Annotated in this window: 18 protein-coding genes and 1 pseudogene; 9 read left to right on the forward strand and 10 right to left on the reverse strand. The window is 34.7% G+C overall.

Annotated features, from left to right (window positions below; genetic code table 11):
• Positions 1-75: 75 nt before the first annotated feature.
• The 7 genes and pseudogenes from hemF to hemA form a co-directional block, all read right to left on the reverse strand.
• Positions 76-999, reverse strand: coding sequence for an oxygen-dependent coproporphyrinogen oxidase (hemF, locus tag ACZZZT_RS02960; protein WP_463459356.1), 924 nt, complete (start codon positions 997-999; stop codon positions 76-78).
• Positions 989-1,540, reverse strand: a complete 552-nt coding sequence (locus tag ACZZZT_RS02965) for a GNAT family N-acetyltransferase (protein ID WP_463459357.1) — start codon at positions 1,538-1,540, stop codon at positions 989-991. Before ACZZZT_RS02965 ends, hemF begins: the two co-directional genes overlap by 11 nt.
• A gap of 2 nt (positions 1,541-1,542) precedes the next feature.
• Positions 1,543-1,920, reverse strand: a complete 378-nt coding sequence (locus tag ACZZZT_RS02970) for a hypothetical protein (protein WP_463459358.1) — start codon at positions 1,918-1,920, stop codon at positions 1,543-1,545.
• A 148-nt stretch (positions 1,921-2,068) separates the two neighbouring features.
• Positions 2,069-3,094 (reverse strand): uroporphyrinogen decarboxylase, encoded by a 1,026-nt coding sequence (gene hemE, locus ACZZZT_RS02975; protein WP_041520396.1) that lies wholly within the window; start codon positions 3,092-3,094, stop codon positions 2,069-2,071.
• Between the two features lie 58 nt (positions 3,095-3,152).
• Positions 3,153-3,817 (reverse strand): annotated as a pseudogene (locus ACZZZT_RS02980) (uroporphyrinogen-III synthase).
• Positions 3,818-4,741: a hydroxymethylbilane synthase gene (gene hemC, locus ACZZZT_RS02985; RefSeq protein WP_463459359.1), complete on the reverse strand. Its 924-nt coding sequence runs from the start codon at positions 4,739-4,741 to the stop codon at positions 3,818-3,820.
• Positions 4,742-4,848: 107 nt separating this feature from the next.
• On the reverse strand, positions 4,849-6,099 hold the full coding sequence (gene hemA / locus ACZZZT_RS02990; RefSeq protein ID WP_042563599.1) for a glutamyl-tRNA reductase: 1,251 nt from the start codon (positions 6,097-6,099) through the stop codon (positions 4,849-4,851).
• A gap of 227 nt (positions 6,100-6,326) precedes the next feature.
• Between hemA and ACZZZT_RS02995 the strand changes: the two genes are divergently transcribed.
• The 8 genes from ACZZZT_RS02995 to ACZZZT_RS03030 all read left to right on the forward strand — a co-directional run bounded on the left by ACZZZT_RS02995 (position 6,327) and on the right by ACZZZT_RS03030 (position 13,058).
• Complete coding sequence (locus tag ACZZZT_RS02995) at positions 6,327-7,199, forward strand: helix-turn-helix domain-containing protein (protein WP_042563598.1); 873 nt, start codon at positions 6,327-6,329, stop codon at positions 7,197-7,199.
• A 248-nt stretch (positions 7,200-7,447) separates the two neighbouring features.
• Positions 7,448-8,461, forward strand: coding sequence for a ferrochelatase (gene hemH, locus ACZZZT_RS03000; RefSeq protein WP_463459360.1), 1,014 nt, complete (start codon positions 7,448-7,450; stop codon positions 8,459-8,461).
• A 72-nt stretch (positions 8,462-8,533) separates the two neighbouring features.
• Positions 8,534-9,082, forward strand: coding sequence for a CopD family protein (locus ACZZZT_RS03005; protein ID WP_463459361.1), 549 nt, complete (start codon positions 8,534-8,536; stop codon positions 9,080-9,082).
• Positions 9,083-9,212: 130 nt separating this feature from the next.
• Positions 9,213-10,628, forward strand: coding sequence for an ATP-binding protein (locus ACZZZT_RS03010; protein WP_082036914.1), 1,416 nt, complete (start codon positions 9,213-9,215; stop codon positions 10,626-10,628).
• A gap of 10 nt (positions 10,629-10,638) precedes the next feature.
• Complete coding sequence (locus tag ACZZZT_RS03015; RefSeq protein ID WP_042563595.1) at positions 10,639-11,421, forward strand: enoyl-CoA hydratase/isomerase family protein; 783 nt, start codon at positions 10,639-10,641, stop codon at positions 11,419-11,421.
• 160 nt (positions 11,422-11,581) lie between these two features.
• Positions 11,582-11,980 (forward strand): hypothetical protein, encoded by a 399-nt coding sequence (locus tag ACZZZT_RS03020; protein ID WP_463459362.1) that lies wholly within the window; start codon positions 11,582-11,584, stop codon positions 11,978-11,980.
• An 8-nt stretch (positions 11,981-11,988) separates the two neighbouring features.
• Positions 11,989-12,474, forward strand: coding sequence for a DinB family protein (locus ACZZZT_RS03025; protein ID WP_463459363.1), 486 nt, complete (start codon positions 11,989-11,991; stop codon positions 12,472-12,474).
• Between the two features lie 104 nt (positions 12,475-12,578).
• Positions 12,579-13,058: a hypothetical protein gene (locus ACZZZT_RS03030; protein ID WP_463459364.1), complete on the forward strand. Its 480-nt coding sequence runs from the start codon at positions 12,579-12,581 to the stop codon at positions 13,056-13,058.
• Here the strand turns inward: ACZZZT_RS03030 and ACZZZT_RS03035 are convergent.
• The 3 genes from ACZZZT_RS03035 to ACZZZT_RS03045 form a co-directional block, all read right to left on the reverse strand.
• Positions 13,055-13,708: a metal-dependent transcriptional regulator gene (locus tag ACZZZT_RS03035; RefSeq protein ID WP_073394382.1), complete on the reverse strand. Its 654-nt coding sequence runs from the start codon at positions 13,706-13,708 to the stop codon at positions 13,055-13,057. The genes ACZZZT_RS03030 and ACZZZT_RS03035 overlap by 4 nt on opposite strands.
• Before the next feature lie 89 nt (positions 13,709-13,797).
• Positions 13,798-15,669: an Nramp family divalent metal transporter gene (locus ACZZZT_RS03040; RefSeq protein WP_463459365.1), complete on the reverse strand. Its 1,872-nt coding sequence runs from the start codon at positions 15,667-15,669 to the stop codon at positions 13,798-13,800.
• A 75-nt stretch (positions 15,670-15,744) separates the two neighbouring features.
• Positions 15,745-16,137: a Fur family transcriptional regulator gene (locus tag ACZZZT_RS03045; protein ID WP_042563589.1), complete on the reverse strand. Its 393-nt coding sequence runs from the start codon at positions 16,135-16,137 to the stop codon at positions 15,745-15,747.
• Between the two features lie 96 nt (positions 16,138-16,233).
• Between ACZZZT_RS03045 and ACZZZT_RS03050 the strand changes: the two genes are divergently transcribed.
• Entirely contained in the window at positions 16,234-16,587 is a 354-nt protein-coding gene (locus tag ACZZZT_RS03050) for a MerC domain-containing protein (protein WP_463459366.1), read from the forward strand.
• Positions 16,588-16,596: the final 9 nt, after the last annotated feature.

Below are 16,596 nucleotides of genomic sequence, written 5' to 3' on the forward strand. Positions count from 1 at the left end.
GATGTTACTTTCCCTTGCCTCAAAATTTGTTTGAAAGAGAATCTCTAAATTACAATTTAAATATATGTTTCTGTGTTAATGGATATTAGTTAAATTATGAACCCATTCACGCGGATTTTCCAACACATTTACTAATCTTTCTTCTTCACTTCCCGCTTCAGCATGATGATCGTAAACCCATTGCACATGTGGAGGCAAACTCATCAAAATACTTTCAATTCTTCCGTTGGTTTTTAAACCGAATAACGTGCCTTTGTCATGAACCAAATTAAACTCAACATAACGGCCACGACGAATTTCCTGCCAATTTCTGTTTTCTGGAGTATAGGCTAATGCTTTTCTTTTCTCAACAATAGGAACATAAGCCTCTAAGAAACTATTCCCAACTTCAGATACAAAATTGAACCAGTTTTCCATTGTCATTGATTCATTTGCTTTGCAATAATCAAAAAACAAACCGCCAATTCCGCGGGCTTCATTTCTGTGAGCATTCCAAAAATAAGCATCACATTGTTTTTTATATTTTGGATAAAACTCAGTATTATGTTTGTCACAAGCGGTTTTACACGTTTGATGAAAGTGAGTTGCATCTTCTTCAAACAAATAATAAGGCGTTAAATCCTGTCCGCCGCCAAACCATTGTTCGATTACTTTTCCATGTTCATCATACATTTCAAAATATCGCCAATTGGCGTGCACGGTAGGAACCATAGGGTTTTTAGGATGGATAACTAAACTTAATCCGCAGGCAAAAAAATCTGCTTCGCCAACGCTAAACATTTTCTGCATTGCTTCAGGCAATTTTCCATGAACGGCTGAAATGTTTACACCGCCTTTTTCGAAAACAGCTCCGTTTTCAATAACGCGTGTTCTTCCACCGCCACCTTCCGGGCGTTTCCAAAGATCTTCACGGAATTTTGCAGTTCCGTCAACAGCTTCTAATCCGGCACAGATTTGGTCTTGTAGATTTTGTATATATGCGTAAAATTTATCTTTCATGAGTATTGTATTCTGATTTTAACAATCCAAAATAAACGACATCTTCTAATGTTCCGTCGCTGCTTTTAAATTCCTCTCGTAATATTCCTTCTTGTTTAAAATGATGTTTCAAAGCAATTTGCTGACTTGCAGTATTGATTTTTGAAGTGCAGATAAAAACCTTGTTCATTTTTAAAGTATTGAAACAGAAAGCTAATGTTTCTGAAACCAATTTGGAGATAATTCCTTTTCCCTGATAATCTTCATCAACAAAATAACCCAATTCGCATTTTGCTTTTTGGTTATCAATGCTTTTTATGCATAAATAGCCAATCAAAGCATTGGTATTTATATCCCTTGGGTAAAAAAAGTATCCTTCTTTATGGTTTTCTTTATCCTGGTTTAAAGCAATAAATTGTTTGGTTTTTTCTAAATCTGCAGCGTGTTCTAAAGTAACCGGAAATGTTTTAGCGATGTGTTTTTTATTCTTTTCGATAAGGCTGTAAAACTCTTCCGGAAGAATGTTGTTAATCGTTTCTATTTTCCAATCTGTAAAACTCATGTTTATTTGTTTTTTGCCGAAGCGATTTTAGCATTTATCCCAAAAGAAAAAACCTTGCTTTCCTGCTGAATATATTGATAAATAGCCAAAGCTTTATGTTCAAAATTGTAGTTTTCGACTTTAGAAAAGTCCATCAAAAAATCAGCAAATAGTTCTAATTGATTGAAATCTAAATGACAGCGAACTAATAATGTAATCAGTTCTTCATTTTGATAATCAATTAATGTTTGAATGTTTAAACCGAATTCTTTTAATTGATTTTCGATATCTGATTTTGTATCATTGGTCAATGGCTGAGGTACAAAGTCGAGCGAGCGCAATGTCTTCAGGATATTGTCAATTCTGATGCTTTCGTTATCTCTTAGGCCTTTGTTGAGCATTTTTTCTTTGTTACATTTCCTGCAAGGTTTCCAAAACCTTGTAGGTATAGTTTGTTTCCATTAGTATAAATTTCGTAATTTACCTAAACAGACCTACAAGGTTTTGGAAACCTTGCAGGAAAGCAAAACGTTATCGAAAAACTGAATATTAATTTCCGTATTCCTTAACAGCGTCAATAAAAGCTTTTGCGTGATCTACAGGAATATTTGGCAAAATTCCGTGACCTAAATTTACAACATATTTATCTTTTCCGAATTCGTCGATCATTTCGTGAACCATTTTCTTAATGGTTGGAATTGGAGAAAGTAATCTTGATGGATCGAAGTTTCCTTGTAAAGTAATATTTCCACCAGACAAGTAGCGTGCATTTCTAGCCGAACATGTCCAGTCTACTCCAAGTGCTGAAGCTCTACTTTTACCCATTTCGCCAAGAGCAAACCAACACCCTTTTCCGAAAACGATAACCGGAGCGTGATCAGCCAAAGCTTCAACGATTTGGTTGATGTATTTCCATGAAAATTCCTGATAATCAACCGGAGAAAGCATTCCTCCCCAAGAATCAAAAATCTGAACGGCATCAACTCCTGCTTTTACTTTTTCTTTTAAATATAAAATGGTTGTATCTGTAATTTTTTGTAATAAAGTATGTGCTGCAGCCGGGTTTGAAAAACAGAAACCTTTTGCAGTATCAAAACTTTTAGAGCCTTTTCCTTCAACAGCATAGCAGAAAATTGTCCAAGGCGAACCAGCGAAACCAATTAATGGCACTTCATCGTTCAGCATTTCTTTAGTCAATTTAATGGCATCCATTACATAGCCTAAACTTTCCTGAATATCCGGAACGTAAACTCTATGAACATCTGCCAACGAACGAATAGGATTTGGCAAAAACGGACCAAAATTTTCTTTCATCAACACTTCAATTCCCATTGCTTGCGGAACAACCAAAATATCCGAGAATAAAATAGCAGCATCCGGGGCGATTCTGCGAATTGGCTGAACTGTGATTTCTGCTGCTAATTCAGGAGTTTGACAACGGGTAAAGAAATCATATTTATCACGCAAAGCGATAAATTCAGGTAAATATCTTCCGGCTTGACGCATCATCCATACTGGCGGACGTTGAACAGTTTCTCCTTTAAGTGCTTTTAAAAATAGGTCGTTTTTTAACATGAGTTTCTATATTTTAAACCCGACAGGTTTTTAAAACCTGTCGGGTTTGTTTGTTATCTTATTTATATTCTTCAATTACATCCTCAATTACATCTTCAACTGTTGGCTGATCTGCAATGATGATGTTTTTTGTGATTTTATGTAAAGCTTCTGCGGTGGTTTCTCCAATGCAAAAGCAGGTTTCTTTTTTGATCGTATTCTCTTTCAAATAACTTTCAACGCCAGAAGGACTAAAAACAAAATTGCATCAACAGCACTTTTTATTTTCTGGGGCGTTAATGAAGTATCATAAACCTTAATCTCGTTGAATTTTACATCGGCTTCTTTTAAAGCCTGAGGCAATGTTTCTCTGCGAAGGTTTCCGCTGAAAAAAGTATAGCTTTCACGTCCATAAATCAAAGTGATAATTTCGGCTAAATCTGAAGCATAACCTGTGTAAGCGACAACATTAAAGCCACTTTCAGATAAAAGGATTTTTGTTTTTAAACCAACGCAAAAAACGTTTTTACTTTTGAGCTGTTCTGATTTTGGATCAGATAAAACACTATGAACCGCATTTTGACTCGTAAAAATCAAATTGTCGTTGAGGTCTTTTAACTCGAAAGATTTATTTTGAGTCTGAATGAAATCAGTATCAATAACTTCAAGATTGGCTTTTATCAATGCTTGTTTTTGTTCGCACGATAGCTTTTTTGTAGATAATATTTGAATTGATTTACTCATTTATTTTTTTAAAGATTCTTTAATAGATGCCATCAATTCGGCTCCGCCATTGTTTAAAATTTCCTGTGCTGAATGAAAACCTAATTTTTTCCATTCTGAAATATCAACGGTTTTTTCGATTTCCAATTTTTGCTTTCCATCAACAGAAAGTAAAATGCCTTGAAAATGCAAAGTGTCCTCATCTTCATTATATCGAACCAAAGCCCCAATTGGCGCGGTACAACCGCCTTCCAGCGTTCTTAAAAACTGACGTTCGATATAGGTACAAATCTCAGTTTCGATATGGTTCAATTGCGAAAGTGCATCAAGTGTATAATTGTCATTTTCCATCGCCACAACCAGCATTGCGCCTTGTGCCGGCGCCGGAATCATCCAATCAAGATCGATATAATTTCCTGGTTTTAGGTTAATGCGCTCCAAACCTGCAGCAGCAAAAACAGCTCCGTCCCAATTATTGTCTTGTAGTTTTTGCATACGCGTGTTTACGTTTCCACGTAAATCAACCACCGTATGATTTGGGTATTTATTGAACCATTGTGCCTGACGACGTAAACTTCCGGTTGCAATAGTACTTGGATTTGCGAAATCAGGATTTCCTTTATGAACTAAAATATCCAAAACATTGGCTCTTTCTAAAACCGCAGCCTGAACAATACCTTTTGGTAAAGCCGTTGGAACATCTTTCATCGAATGAACTGCAATGTCACAATCGCCGTTAATCATAGCAATGTCAAGAGTTTTAGTAAAAATTCCGGTAATCCCAAGTTCGTACAAAGGTTTATCCAGAATAATATCACCTTGAGATTTAACCGCAACAATTGAGGTTTTATAACCTAAATCGTTTAATTTTTTCTCGACAGTATGTGCTTGCCAAAGTGCCAATTCGCTATCGCGGGTTCCAATTCTGATTGTTTTTTCAGCCATGTTTTACTTTTTCTCCACCATATAAGTTATATAAGTAAATTTAAGCAATGCGTAAATAACTATAGTTAAATGAACTTATATAACTTATATGGTGGAAAATTATGTTTTTAAGATGCTTTTATTTTAAAGACTTTTTCGATCCATTCGATGCTTTCATCGACCATGGTGTCGTCGTCTTTTAAGTGATTGGCAAAATGTGTAGTGATTTTTTGAATAATTCTGTTGCTGATAATTTCAGCCTGGGCTTCATTAAAATCTGCAATTTTTCTGCTTTGAAAATCTAATTCTGAAACTTTAATAGCATTCAGTTTTTCTTTTAAAGCATTTATAGTAGGAGCAAATTTTCGTCCTTTTGTCCAGGTTACAAATTCCTCTTTAATTTCTTCAATAATTGCTTCGGCAGCAGGAATATGTAGTTTTCTGTTTTCCAAAGTTTCATCTGTCAATTGAGACAAATAATCCATATGAATCAAAGTTACACCTTCTAATTCCTCTACATTTTCATGAACGTTTTTCGGAATCGATAAATCCAGAATCAATAAAGGTTTTTTAAGATTTAAAATCGCTTTATCAACCGTTGGGTTTTGTGCGCCAGTTGCGACAACCACAACATCAGCTTTTTGAAGTTCTAAATGCAGTTCTGAATAATCTTTAACAATCAAATTTAGTTTTCCGGCCAATTTCTCAGCTTTGTCTTTCGTTCTGTTGATTAAAGTAATGTGTTCGTTTTTGGTATGTTTTACCAGATTCTCACAAGTATTTCTTCCAATTTTTCCTGTTCCGAAAAGTAAAATGTTTTTATTACCGATATCTTCCACATTTTTAATAATGTATTGAACCGATGCAAAAGAAACTGAAGTCGCTCCAGAACTAATTTCTGTTTCGTTCTTGATTTTTTTGCTCGCCTGAATCACGGCATTTACCAATCTTTCCATAAAAGTATTGGCTAAACCCATTGATTTAGAATGTGTAAAACTGGTTTTGATTTGAGATATAATTTCAAAATCTCCCAAAATCTGACTGTCTAAACCAGTTCCTACGCGAAACAAATGATTTATAGCTTCCTGATTCTTATAAACGAATCCCACTTTTTGGAAAGCATCTACAGATCCGTTACTATTATCGCAAATAAGTTTTATTAATTGAAAAGGGTGTTCGGCAAAACCGTAGATTTCGGTTCTGTTGCAAGTCGAAGTGACAATTAAACTTTCTATTCCTTCTGTTTTAGCCTGTTCCAGCAAACGCGTTTTTGCAACTGCATCCAAACTAAATTGACCTCTAACCTCAGCATCAGCTTTTTTATAACTCAGACCAACTGAATAAAAATATAGGTGTTTCGGTGCGTTATTGTTTTCCATAAATCTACTTTCATAAAAGTGCAACAAAATTATCATTATAGTGTTTATAAAAGTAACGCTAAAAGTACTTTTTGTATCGCTGCATGTTTTTTTGTTTCTAAACGTCTGTTTTTATGCAAAAAGAAGTATTTTTGTAGCAAAATCAAGTTGTTAGAAATGATTTGTTTAGAGTGATTCTAAATAACATTTCCAATTTATTATGATTTTAGTTTTAAAAAAATATCGCTATGAGTTCTCAGGAAATTATAAAAATTGAAGACGACTTTACGCTTATTCGTTTTCAAAACGATAGTTCAGAACCATTTTTTGGACAGCATGAAGTTGGTAGTGGTCTGATACAGTTTCACTTCGGGATAAAAGGCAATGCTAAATTCTTGTTTAATCAAGGCACTTACGCTTTAGATTTAAAGGAAGAAAAATCGCTGCTTTTATACAATCCACAAAAAGAATTACCGCTGAATTTAGAGTTGGCTCCAAATTCATGGGTCATTTCTGTAATTGTATCGATCAAGAAATTTCACGCGTTGTTTTCTGCAGAAGCAGATTATATTACTTTTTTAAGTCCTGATAATAAGGACAAAAAATATTATAACGAAGGAAATATTAGTCCTTCTATGGCTATTGTGCTAAGCCAGCTGTTTCATTACAACCTTCATCCATCCATAAAAAACCTTTATTATAAAGGAAAAGGATACGAATTGTTGAGTTTGTATTTTAACAGAACCGAAGATCCAAACGCAGAACAATGTCCGTTTTTGATTGATGAAGATAACGTTTTGAAGATTCGAAAAGCAAAAGAAATTATCATCGCCAATATGGCTGAACCGCCCGGATTACAAGAACTCGCAGATGAAATTGGTTTGAATTTGAAAAAACTTAAAATGGGTTTCAAACAAATTTACGGAGATACGGTTTATGGTTTCCTTTTTGACTATAAAATGGATTTTGCCCGAAAACTTCTCGACAGCGGATCTTATAATGTAAACGAAGTAGGTTTAAAAATTGGCTACAGTACCGGAAGTCACTTTATAGCGGCTTTCAAAAAGAAGTTTGCGACAACTCCAAAAAAATATTTGATGTCGATTAATACGAATGTTTAGGTTTTTGTCCGCCACTCTCGATAGCTATCGGGATTCACAAATTAGCACGAATTTTAAATCTGCGAAAACCTGTTAAACCCGTTAAATCAGTGCGCCAATATCCAGAAATCAATTTTCGATATTGAACAATAAATAAAAAGTAATAATTATCATATTTCTAAAAAGTAGCAAGCAATACTTTTGACGAAATTTTTAAAAATAAATAAAATGCTTAAAGCCTAGAGCTTAAAGCCTAAAGCAAAGAATAAATGAAAGGCGTATTATTAGTAAACTTAGGATCTCCAGAAAGTCCAACTACAAAAGATGTAAAACCGTACTTAGACGAATTTTTAATGGATAAATACGTGATCGATGTTCCGTATTTGTTAAGAGCCTTTTTAGTTCGTGGTATTATCCTAAGAAAAAGACCGGAAGAATCAGCACATGCATATGCTAAAATCTGGTGGGAAGAAGGTTCTCCGTTAGTAGTGCTGTCTGAAAGAATGCAAAAGAAAGTACAGCCTTTAGTAAATGTTCCTGTTGCATTGGCAATGCGCTACGGAAGCATGACGATCGAAAAAGGACTTCAGGAACTGCATGACAAAGGCGTGACAGAAGTAATGCTTTTTCCGTTATATCCGCAATACGCAATGGCATCAACTTTGACTATTTTGGTTAAAGCCGAAGAAATTCGTAAAAAGAAATTTCCACAAATGACTTTTACCGATGTTCCTGCATTTTATAACAAACCAGATTACATCCAGAATTTAGCCGATTCTATTCAGAAACATTTAGCTGGCTTTGATTATGATCATTTATTGTTTTCGTATCACGGAATTCCGGAGCGTCATATTCGCAAAACAGATGTAACAAAATCACATTGTAAAATCGATGGTTCATGTTGCAACACACCTTCACCCGCGCATGATTTTTGTTATCGCCACCAATGTTATGAAACTACAAGACAAGTCGTGAAATTATTAGGACTTCCGGCAGATAAATACAGTCTTACTTTTCAATCTCGTTTAGCAGGAGACAAATGGTTAGAACCTTATACTGATGTTGAAATTGATAAAATGCCGGGAAAAGGAATCAAAAATTTAGCGGTAGTAACCCCGGCTTTCGTTTCTGATTGTTTAGAAACCCTGGAAGAAATCGCCATGCGTGCCAAAGAAGATTTTGAAGCAAACGGAGGAAAAGAATTCTTGGCAATTCCGTGTTTGAATGATGATGATGAATGGTGCCAGACTGTGAGTAACTGGATTAATGATTGGGCTAAATAGAATAAAGAGTAAAGAGTAAAGATTGTTGAGCATAATCAACTTTAAAAAAACTTGAAACCTTAAACAAAAAGCATGGAATATTATAACTACTTAAAATCACTGCATCTTATATTTGTAATAACTTGGTTTGCGGGTTTGTTTTATATTGTACGTTTATTCGTGTACCAAATAGAAGCCAACGAAAAACCATCTCCTGAAAAGGAAATTTTACAAGCACAGTACAAAATAATGACCTATCGTTTGTGGTATATTATTACTTGGCCATCGGCAGTTTTGGCAAGTGTTTTTGCTTTTTGGATGCTGTTCTTTACAGATGCAGGTCATGTATGGATGAAAATGCCGTGGATGCATGTAAAATTATGTTTCGTTTTTCTTTTATATTTATATCACGGAAAATGTCACCAGATTTTCAAACAGCTTCAAAACGATGAGGTAAAATATACTAACAACTTCATGCGTTTATGGAATGAAGGCGCTACAATTATACTATTTGCCGTTGTATTTTTAGTAGTTTTAAAAAGTGCCATCAACTGGATTTTCGGTGTAATCGGGATTATTTTATTCTCGGTTTTAATCATGTTGGGCTTTAGGTTCTACAAGAGAATTCGAGAGAGAAAATAGTTTTTTTAGTTTCAGGTTTCAAGTTGCCAACCGCAACAGAACCTGAAACCTGAAACAAAACAAACAAAAACAAATGCTGAACAACCTAAAAATGTCAATGCTTTCATTACGAACAAGGATTTTCCTGTCGATGATTGTATTGATTGTTGTGGCATCTTTTTTATTGGCTTCCATTTCGATTATTCAATTTAAAAATGAAGCTAAAGAATATCATCAGGAACGTTTAGAACGAAAAGAAAATGCGGTAAAAGAACATATCAATTACGTTCTGGCAACCACAACTTATCCTTTAAAAACGGCCAATCTAGATTTGATTTTTAAAGATAAAATTCATGAACTGGCCCAAATTCACAAAATCGAAATCAATATTTACAGTCTTGACGGAAAACTGCTGAAATCCTCAAAAGAATCTTTTGCGGTTGATAAAGTAGCGCCTCCGGTTCCAGACTATATATTGAAACTGGTTCGGTCTTCTATCGAAAAACGTTTTGTTGACATTAAAACCATTGACGGAGTCAAAAACAGATCCTCATATAGTTTAATTAAAGACGAAAAATTTAAACCTCTCGGAATTTTAAACCTTCCGTATTTAGAAGATGATGGTTATTATGACAACGAATTAAATACTTTCCTGATTCGTTTAAGTCAGGTGTATTCCTTTATGTTGATTGTGGCTTTTGCTTTGGCCTATTTCCTTTCAACTTATATCACAAAATCATTAAAAACCATTTCAGACAGATTAGAAGAAACCAATCTGGATCAGAAAAACGAGAAAATCGTTCTGGAAGCGAATAGCAAAGAAGTCAACTTCCTGATAAAAGCTTACAACGGAATGGTCGACAAACTCGAAACCAGTGCTATAAAACTGGCTCAAAGTGAACGTGAAGAAGCGTGGCGCGAAATGGCAAAACAGGTAGCACACGAAATTAAGAATCCGCTTACGCCAATGCGTTTAACGGTGCAGAGTTTTCAACGCAAGTTTGATCCAACAGCACCAGATGTAAAACAGAAACTAAACGATTATTCTGAAACCTTAATTCAGCAAATTGATACCATGACAGCGGTGGCTTCGGCATTTTCGAATTTTGCTTCGATGCCGGCTCAGCAAAATGAAACTTTGAATGTGGTTGAGGTTGTTGAGCTTTCACTGGATATTTTCAACGAAGATTATATTGTTTTTGAAAGTGAAGAAGAAGAAATTATCTCTAAAATGGACCGTACACAATTGATTCGCGTTATTACCAATTTGGTTAAAAATGCAACGCAGGCCATTCCGGAAAGTCAGTTTCATAAATCAATTTTGGTTACCGTGAAAAGAAGAAACAACAATGTCGAAATCGCAGTAAGAGATAACGGAATTGGGATTCAGAAACAAGATATCAGTAGAATCTTCGAACCAAAGTTTACCACCAAAACAAGCGGAATGGGACTTGGACTCGGAATTATCAAAAACATCATCGAAAATTACAAAGGAACAATTACCTTTGAATCAACTTACGGAAAAGGAACCACTTTTAGAGTTTCCTTGCCTATCACAAACTCATAAAACCACTGTCATGAACTACGAAAATCTTTTAATTTCTATTGAAGAAAGAATTGCAACGGTAACCATTAACCGACCTACAAAATTGAATGCCTTAAATAAAGCAACAATTAGTGATTTGAGTAAAGCGGTAAAATTATTGGCTAAAAATGATGATGTTCGTGTTATTATACTTACCGGAAGTGGAGAAAAGGCATTTGTAGCCGGAGCTGATATTTCAGAATTTGCAAATTATACTATTGTCGAAGGTGCACAACTTGCGGCAGAAGGACAAGAAACCTTATTTGATTTTATTGAAGGTTTAAAGAAACCTGTAATTGCAGCCGTAAATGGTTTTGCACTTGGTGGCGGATTAGAGTTGGCAATGGCTTGTCATTTTAGAGTTGCTTCAGACAATGCAAAAATGGGATTACCAGAGGTAACTTTAGGATTAATTCCGGGTTACGGAGGAACACAGCGTTTACCACAATTAGTAGGTAAAGGTCGTGCAATGGAAATGATTATGACCGCAGCAATGATTTCTGCAGAAGAAGCCAAAGAATACGGTTTGGTAAATCACGTAGTTCCTCAGGCAGAACTTTTGACTTTTACAAACGTAATCGCCCAAAAAATCATTAAAAATGCTCCGTTTGCTATCAGTAGAGCAATAAAAGCAATAAATGCCAATTATACAGACGGTAAAAATGGTTTTGATACCGAAATCAAATCATTCGGAAAATGTTTCGGAACTCAGGATTTTAAAGAAGGAACAACTGCATTTTTAGAAAAACGCAAAGCAGAATTTACCGGGAAATAGATTTATACCACAGAGATACACAAAGATTTCACGAAGTTTCCCAAAGATTTATAAGCTTTGCGAAACTTTGCGTAAATCCTGGCGAACTTTGCGGTTAAATATAGCACAGAGATTTAAAACTTAGAAACTTAGCATCTCAGAACCTTAGCAACTTAAAAAAATGTACGAACCAATATTTGCTCTTTTTTGTGAGCGTGTGAAAGAAAGCATTCAAAGCGGCACTTTTGCAAAATTAACCTTAGCCAAAACAATGGGCGATACTGAAATTAAGAACATCTATTTTAGATTAGTTCTTAATGAAGATAATACGTATTCAATTTCATTGACGACTCGTTACAAAACAGAAGAAATTGAAAGTATTCATACCTTAGATGAAGCTTTAATGGTATTAGGGACTTACATCAAAAATCCGTTTTTGACAGCACTTTTGTTTACAACCGATAATGATATAACTTTTAAAGTTAACAAAAAGAACGCCGGAAGTATCATCGAACAGGAACCAACATTCAAGAATGCTTCGCCGGTAATGCTTGAAATGATCGAAAAAGGAATTGTCTAATCTTTATTATGGACGAACTGAAAACAATGTTATGGAAGCAATTTGGGGCCGTATTAGATATGCTCGAAAGTTCCATTTTGGTTTGTCCCGATAGTTTTTGGGATAAAAAAGATTTTTGGTATTCTGCTTATCATACCCTTTTTTGGATTGATTATTATTCGTCCACAGAACCTGATACATTTTCTCCGCCCAAACCCTTTTGTTTATCTGAATTAGATCCAAATGGAATATTACCTGAAAGAATTTATTTGAAACAAGAATTGTTAGAATATCTGGACTATTCCCGTAAAAAAGTCTTCTTTTTAATTGATGGACTAAATGAAGAAACTTCAAAAGAAAGATTCATTACCAAAAAGAAAAACTACAATAGAATTGAAATGATCTTATACAACATGAGACATGTTCAGCATCACGTAGGTCAGTTAAATTTGTTGTTGAGACAAAATGAAGATGTTGCAGGGAAATGGGTTTCTCAAACCGATAAAAAATACTGATGAACAAATATGTCTTATTTTAGGAGAATTAAAATTTTATCGTTCTTTTATTGTAAAACAACTTCCTAATTTTGCCGAAAAATTAATAGCTAAATTATTTTCAGATGAATGTTTATACAATGTCACACAGGCTGAAAGTTTTTATTGTAGTTTTTTCCATTTTACTAATACTCATATTTGTGAGTTTGTTAATGGTTCCTTTCCTTTCATTACCTTCAGATTCATTGGCATTTCAAGTATATGGCAAAAGTTTATCGACAGGTTATTTGTTTTATTTGACTCCTGTATTGAGTTTTATCATGATCATTTTTGCGGTTCTTTTAATAATAAATGCTTTTAGAAAAAAAGTTATTTTCACTAATGATGCTATAATTTCAAAGGATATATTTGAAACGCGTAAATTGATTTTTAGTGAGATAAAAGGTTTTGGAATAAGTAATTTTATGCTTTATATTGAAACAAATTCGAACGCTAAAAAACGAATTGCAATCAATGTATTAAGTTTAAGCAAAGTTGATAATTTGATGCAAAATTTAGAAAGCAAATTCGTTAATTTGGATTTTCTTGTAACCGAAAAAGCCTAAACCAGCTTTACAAACAAATTCGAAGCAATCTTGTTCGAAATTGATAATTCCCTACCGTCAACTTTTATTTTGACCGATAAATCGAAAGATTCTTTGGACAAAAATTCAATTTTAGATCCTAATGCAATTTCTTGTTTGTCCAGATATTTCAGGAATTCAGATGAAGTATCTTTCACGCCTACGCAAACACCAACCTGATTTTCGGTTAATTCAGAAAGCAACTGTTTTTCAATCTTAACAATTCTACCATTTGCATCCGGAATCGGGTCGCCATGTGGATCTTCCGTTGGATTACCCAAAAAATCATCCAGACGGTTAATCAATTGCTCAGATTTGATGTGTTCCAATTGTTCAGCAATATCATGAACCTCATCCCAGGAAAAGTTGAGTTTTTCGACTAAAAACACTTCCCATAAACGATGTTTTCTAACAATCATTTTGGCGGCTAATTTTCCGTTTTCCGTCAAAGAAACGCCCTGATATTTTTTATAATTCACAAGATCTTTCTCAGACAGTTTTTTAAGCATATCCGTAACCGATGAAGCTTTCGTTTCCATCATTTCGGCAATCGCATTTGTGCTGACTTCCGTTTCTAGTGAAGCTGTAAGATGATATATTGCTTTAAGGTAGTTTTCTTCTGAAAAAGTCATTTCTTTTATTTTTGAGGTTCAAAGCTGCAAAGGGACAAAGGTTCAGAGTTTTCAAACCTTTGTCCCTTTGCAACTTTAGTACTTTGTCCCTATTTTTTAACAATCAACAAAGGTATAGAAATTTTATGTCTCAATTTGTCTACCGTTGTGCCAAATAAAATATCTTTTAAGCCAGTGTGGCCGTGGGTTCCCATTACCAGAATATCGAAATTTCCCTGATTGATAATCTTCGGGATCACGGTGTTAGGTTTTCCAAAGCCAAGTTCAGTTTCGATTCTGAAACCTTTCTGCGAAAGCATATCTTTATATTCTAATAATAACTTTTCATCAACTGTCGTTTCGTGATCGTCGACATGACCTCCGTACATTAATGCACCAACAGTTTCAACAATGTGAATTAAGGTGTATTGTGCTTCGATTCCGCCCAGTTCAAACGCATTGTTTAGTGCAGCTTCATCGGCTTTCGAGAAATCGACTGAAATGGCGATGTTTTTCTTGCTGTAAACGGTTCTTGGCGTATATTCCAGTTTTAAATGATGAGGCGAATGATTTTCGATATTCGATTTTATTCTGGCAATAAATGGTTTGAATACGATGTAAAGCAACAAAGTCAAAAATCCAAAAGCAAGCGGAACAACCGTAAACCATAGAAATATGGGATGATTTGAACTTTCAAGCCATGAAGAAATCTCATCATAAACTAACTTTGCGTTTAACGTTACGATAATCAAAGCAATAATCCAGGCTGCAATTTGGGTTATTTTAGAAATATGAAACCCTTTCATTTTGGTTTTGTCGCTCACAAAATGTATCAGCGGAATAATCGCAAACCCTAATTGTAAACTCAAAATAACCTGACTCAGGATTAAAAGTTTTCCGGTTACGCTTTCACCATAAATTAAAATCACGATTACGGCAGGAACAATCGCAATTAAACGCGTTATGATTCGGCGCACCCAAGGCTGAATTCTTAAATTTAAATAACCTTCCATTACGATTTGTCCGGCTAAAGTACCAGTTATGGTCGAACTTTGTCCGGCGGCAATTAAGGCAACGGCAAATAAAATAGGAGCCCATTTTGTTCCCAATAACGGTTCCAGAAATTCGTGCGCATCCTGAATTTCGGCCACTTCAAACATTCCGTTTTTATAAAATGTGGCTGCTGCCAAAATTAAAATAGCTGCATTTACGAAAAAGGCCAGATTTAAAGCAATCGTAGAATCGATAAAATTGTATTTCAAAGCCTGTTTGATTCCGGCCGGAGTTCGGTCGAATTTTCTGGTTTGCACCAATGAAGAGTGCAGGTATAAGTTATGCGGCATTACCGTCGCACCAATAATTCCGATAGCGATATATAAAGCAGCTGAACTAGGAATCGAAGGGATTAATCCGATAATTACCTTATCAAGTTCCGGTTCTGCAAAAATCATTTCAAAAATAAAAGAGAATCCAATAATGGCCACTAAAGCGATAATAAACGCTTCCATTTTTCGAATTCCTTTATTGATTAAGAATAATAAAATGAAAGTATCTAAAACGGTAATCAGTACACCTTCAATAAGCGGAATGCCAAATAATAAATTGATTCCAATTGCCATTCCCAAAACTTCAGCTAAGTCGCAGGCGGCTATGGCAATTTCGGCAAGAAAGTATAAAATATAATTGATGAATTTAGAATAGGTTTCTCTCGAAGCCTGTGCCAAATCACGTTGTGTTACGATTCCCAGTCTTGCACTCAAACTTTGCAAAAGTAAAGCCATTAGGTTACTCATTAGCAAAACCCAAAGTAAAGAATATCCAAACTGACTTCCGCCAGCGATATCCGTTGCCCAGTTTCCGGGATCCATATAACCCACACTTACTAAATAGGCGGGGCCTAAAAATGCTAATATTTTTCTGAATCCTGTTTTTTTATGTTCTGTAGCAACTGATTGGTGAACTTCTTCTAAAGATTTGGTCATTGTAAAAAATGTTGTTTAAACAAATATAGGGATAAATTATATTCGCACAACAATATTTTTAGGCAAGTCTAAATCTTAAATGTTAGAATTTAAACAATTTGGACATAATCCTGATAAGGTGAAATTTATCTCCTTAACTTTATAATTATGCGGCATAATATAACTCGGCTTAACATTTTCGAGGCAAGTAATCTCGTGGCAGTTTTCACAGCTAAAATGTGCATGATTATGTATGTGTACACGCTGATGAGAATGGTTGCATTTTGCATACTTAACCGTACCGTCAAGATTAGAAATTTTATGAATAATATCATCATTCATTAAGCGATCCAAAATTCTGTAAATCGTAACACGATCACAAATATCGTTCAATTGTTTTTGAATTTCTGTATGAGAAAGTGCAGTTTTAGATTTCTCAAAAACCTCTAAAACGGCTGTCTTTGCTGCGGTGTTACGTGTTGTTTTCATTGTGATATGAATTAATAAATATTTAACGCAACATTGTTGCAGTTGATTTTAATGTGTATATTTGCAACAAAATTGCATTAAACAAATGTACAAGAAATGAAGAAAACATCCACATCCTTTTACGATATTTTAGGAATTTCCAGCGCGACTGTTTGTTTGGTTCATTGCCTGGTTTTTCCAATCCTGACCATTCTGCCATTGGGGTTAAGTCACAATCCTTTTATTGATTTATTTTTTGCTGTAATTGGTTCGATTGCAGTTTTCAAAATTATCAAAAAATCCAATCTGTTGGTGGCAACTATCCTTATTATTTCAATGGTATTAATCTGGGTTAGTGTTTTGAGCGAAATAATTCTGGACATTCATCTTGACCTGATATTTATTGGAGGTACGGGAATGATACTAGGGCATCTTTTAAATTATAGATCACATAAAATTAGCAATCATTAAATTAAGAAA

The sequence above is a fragment of the Flavobacterium sp. AC274 genome (genome assembly GCF_979258275.1).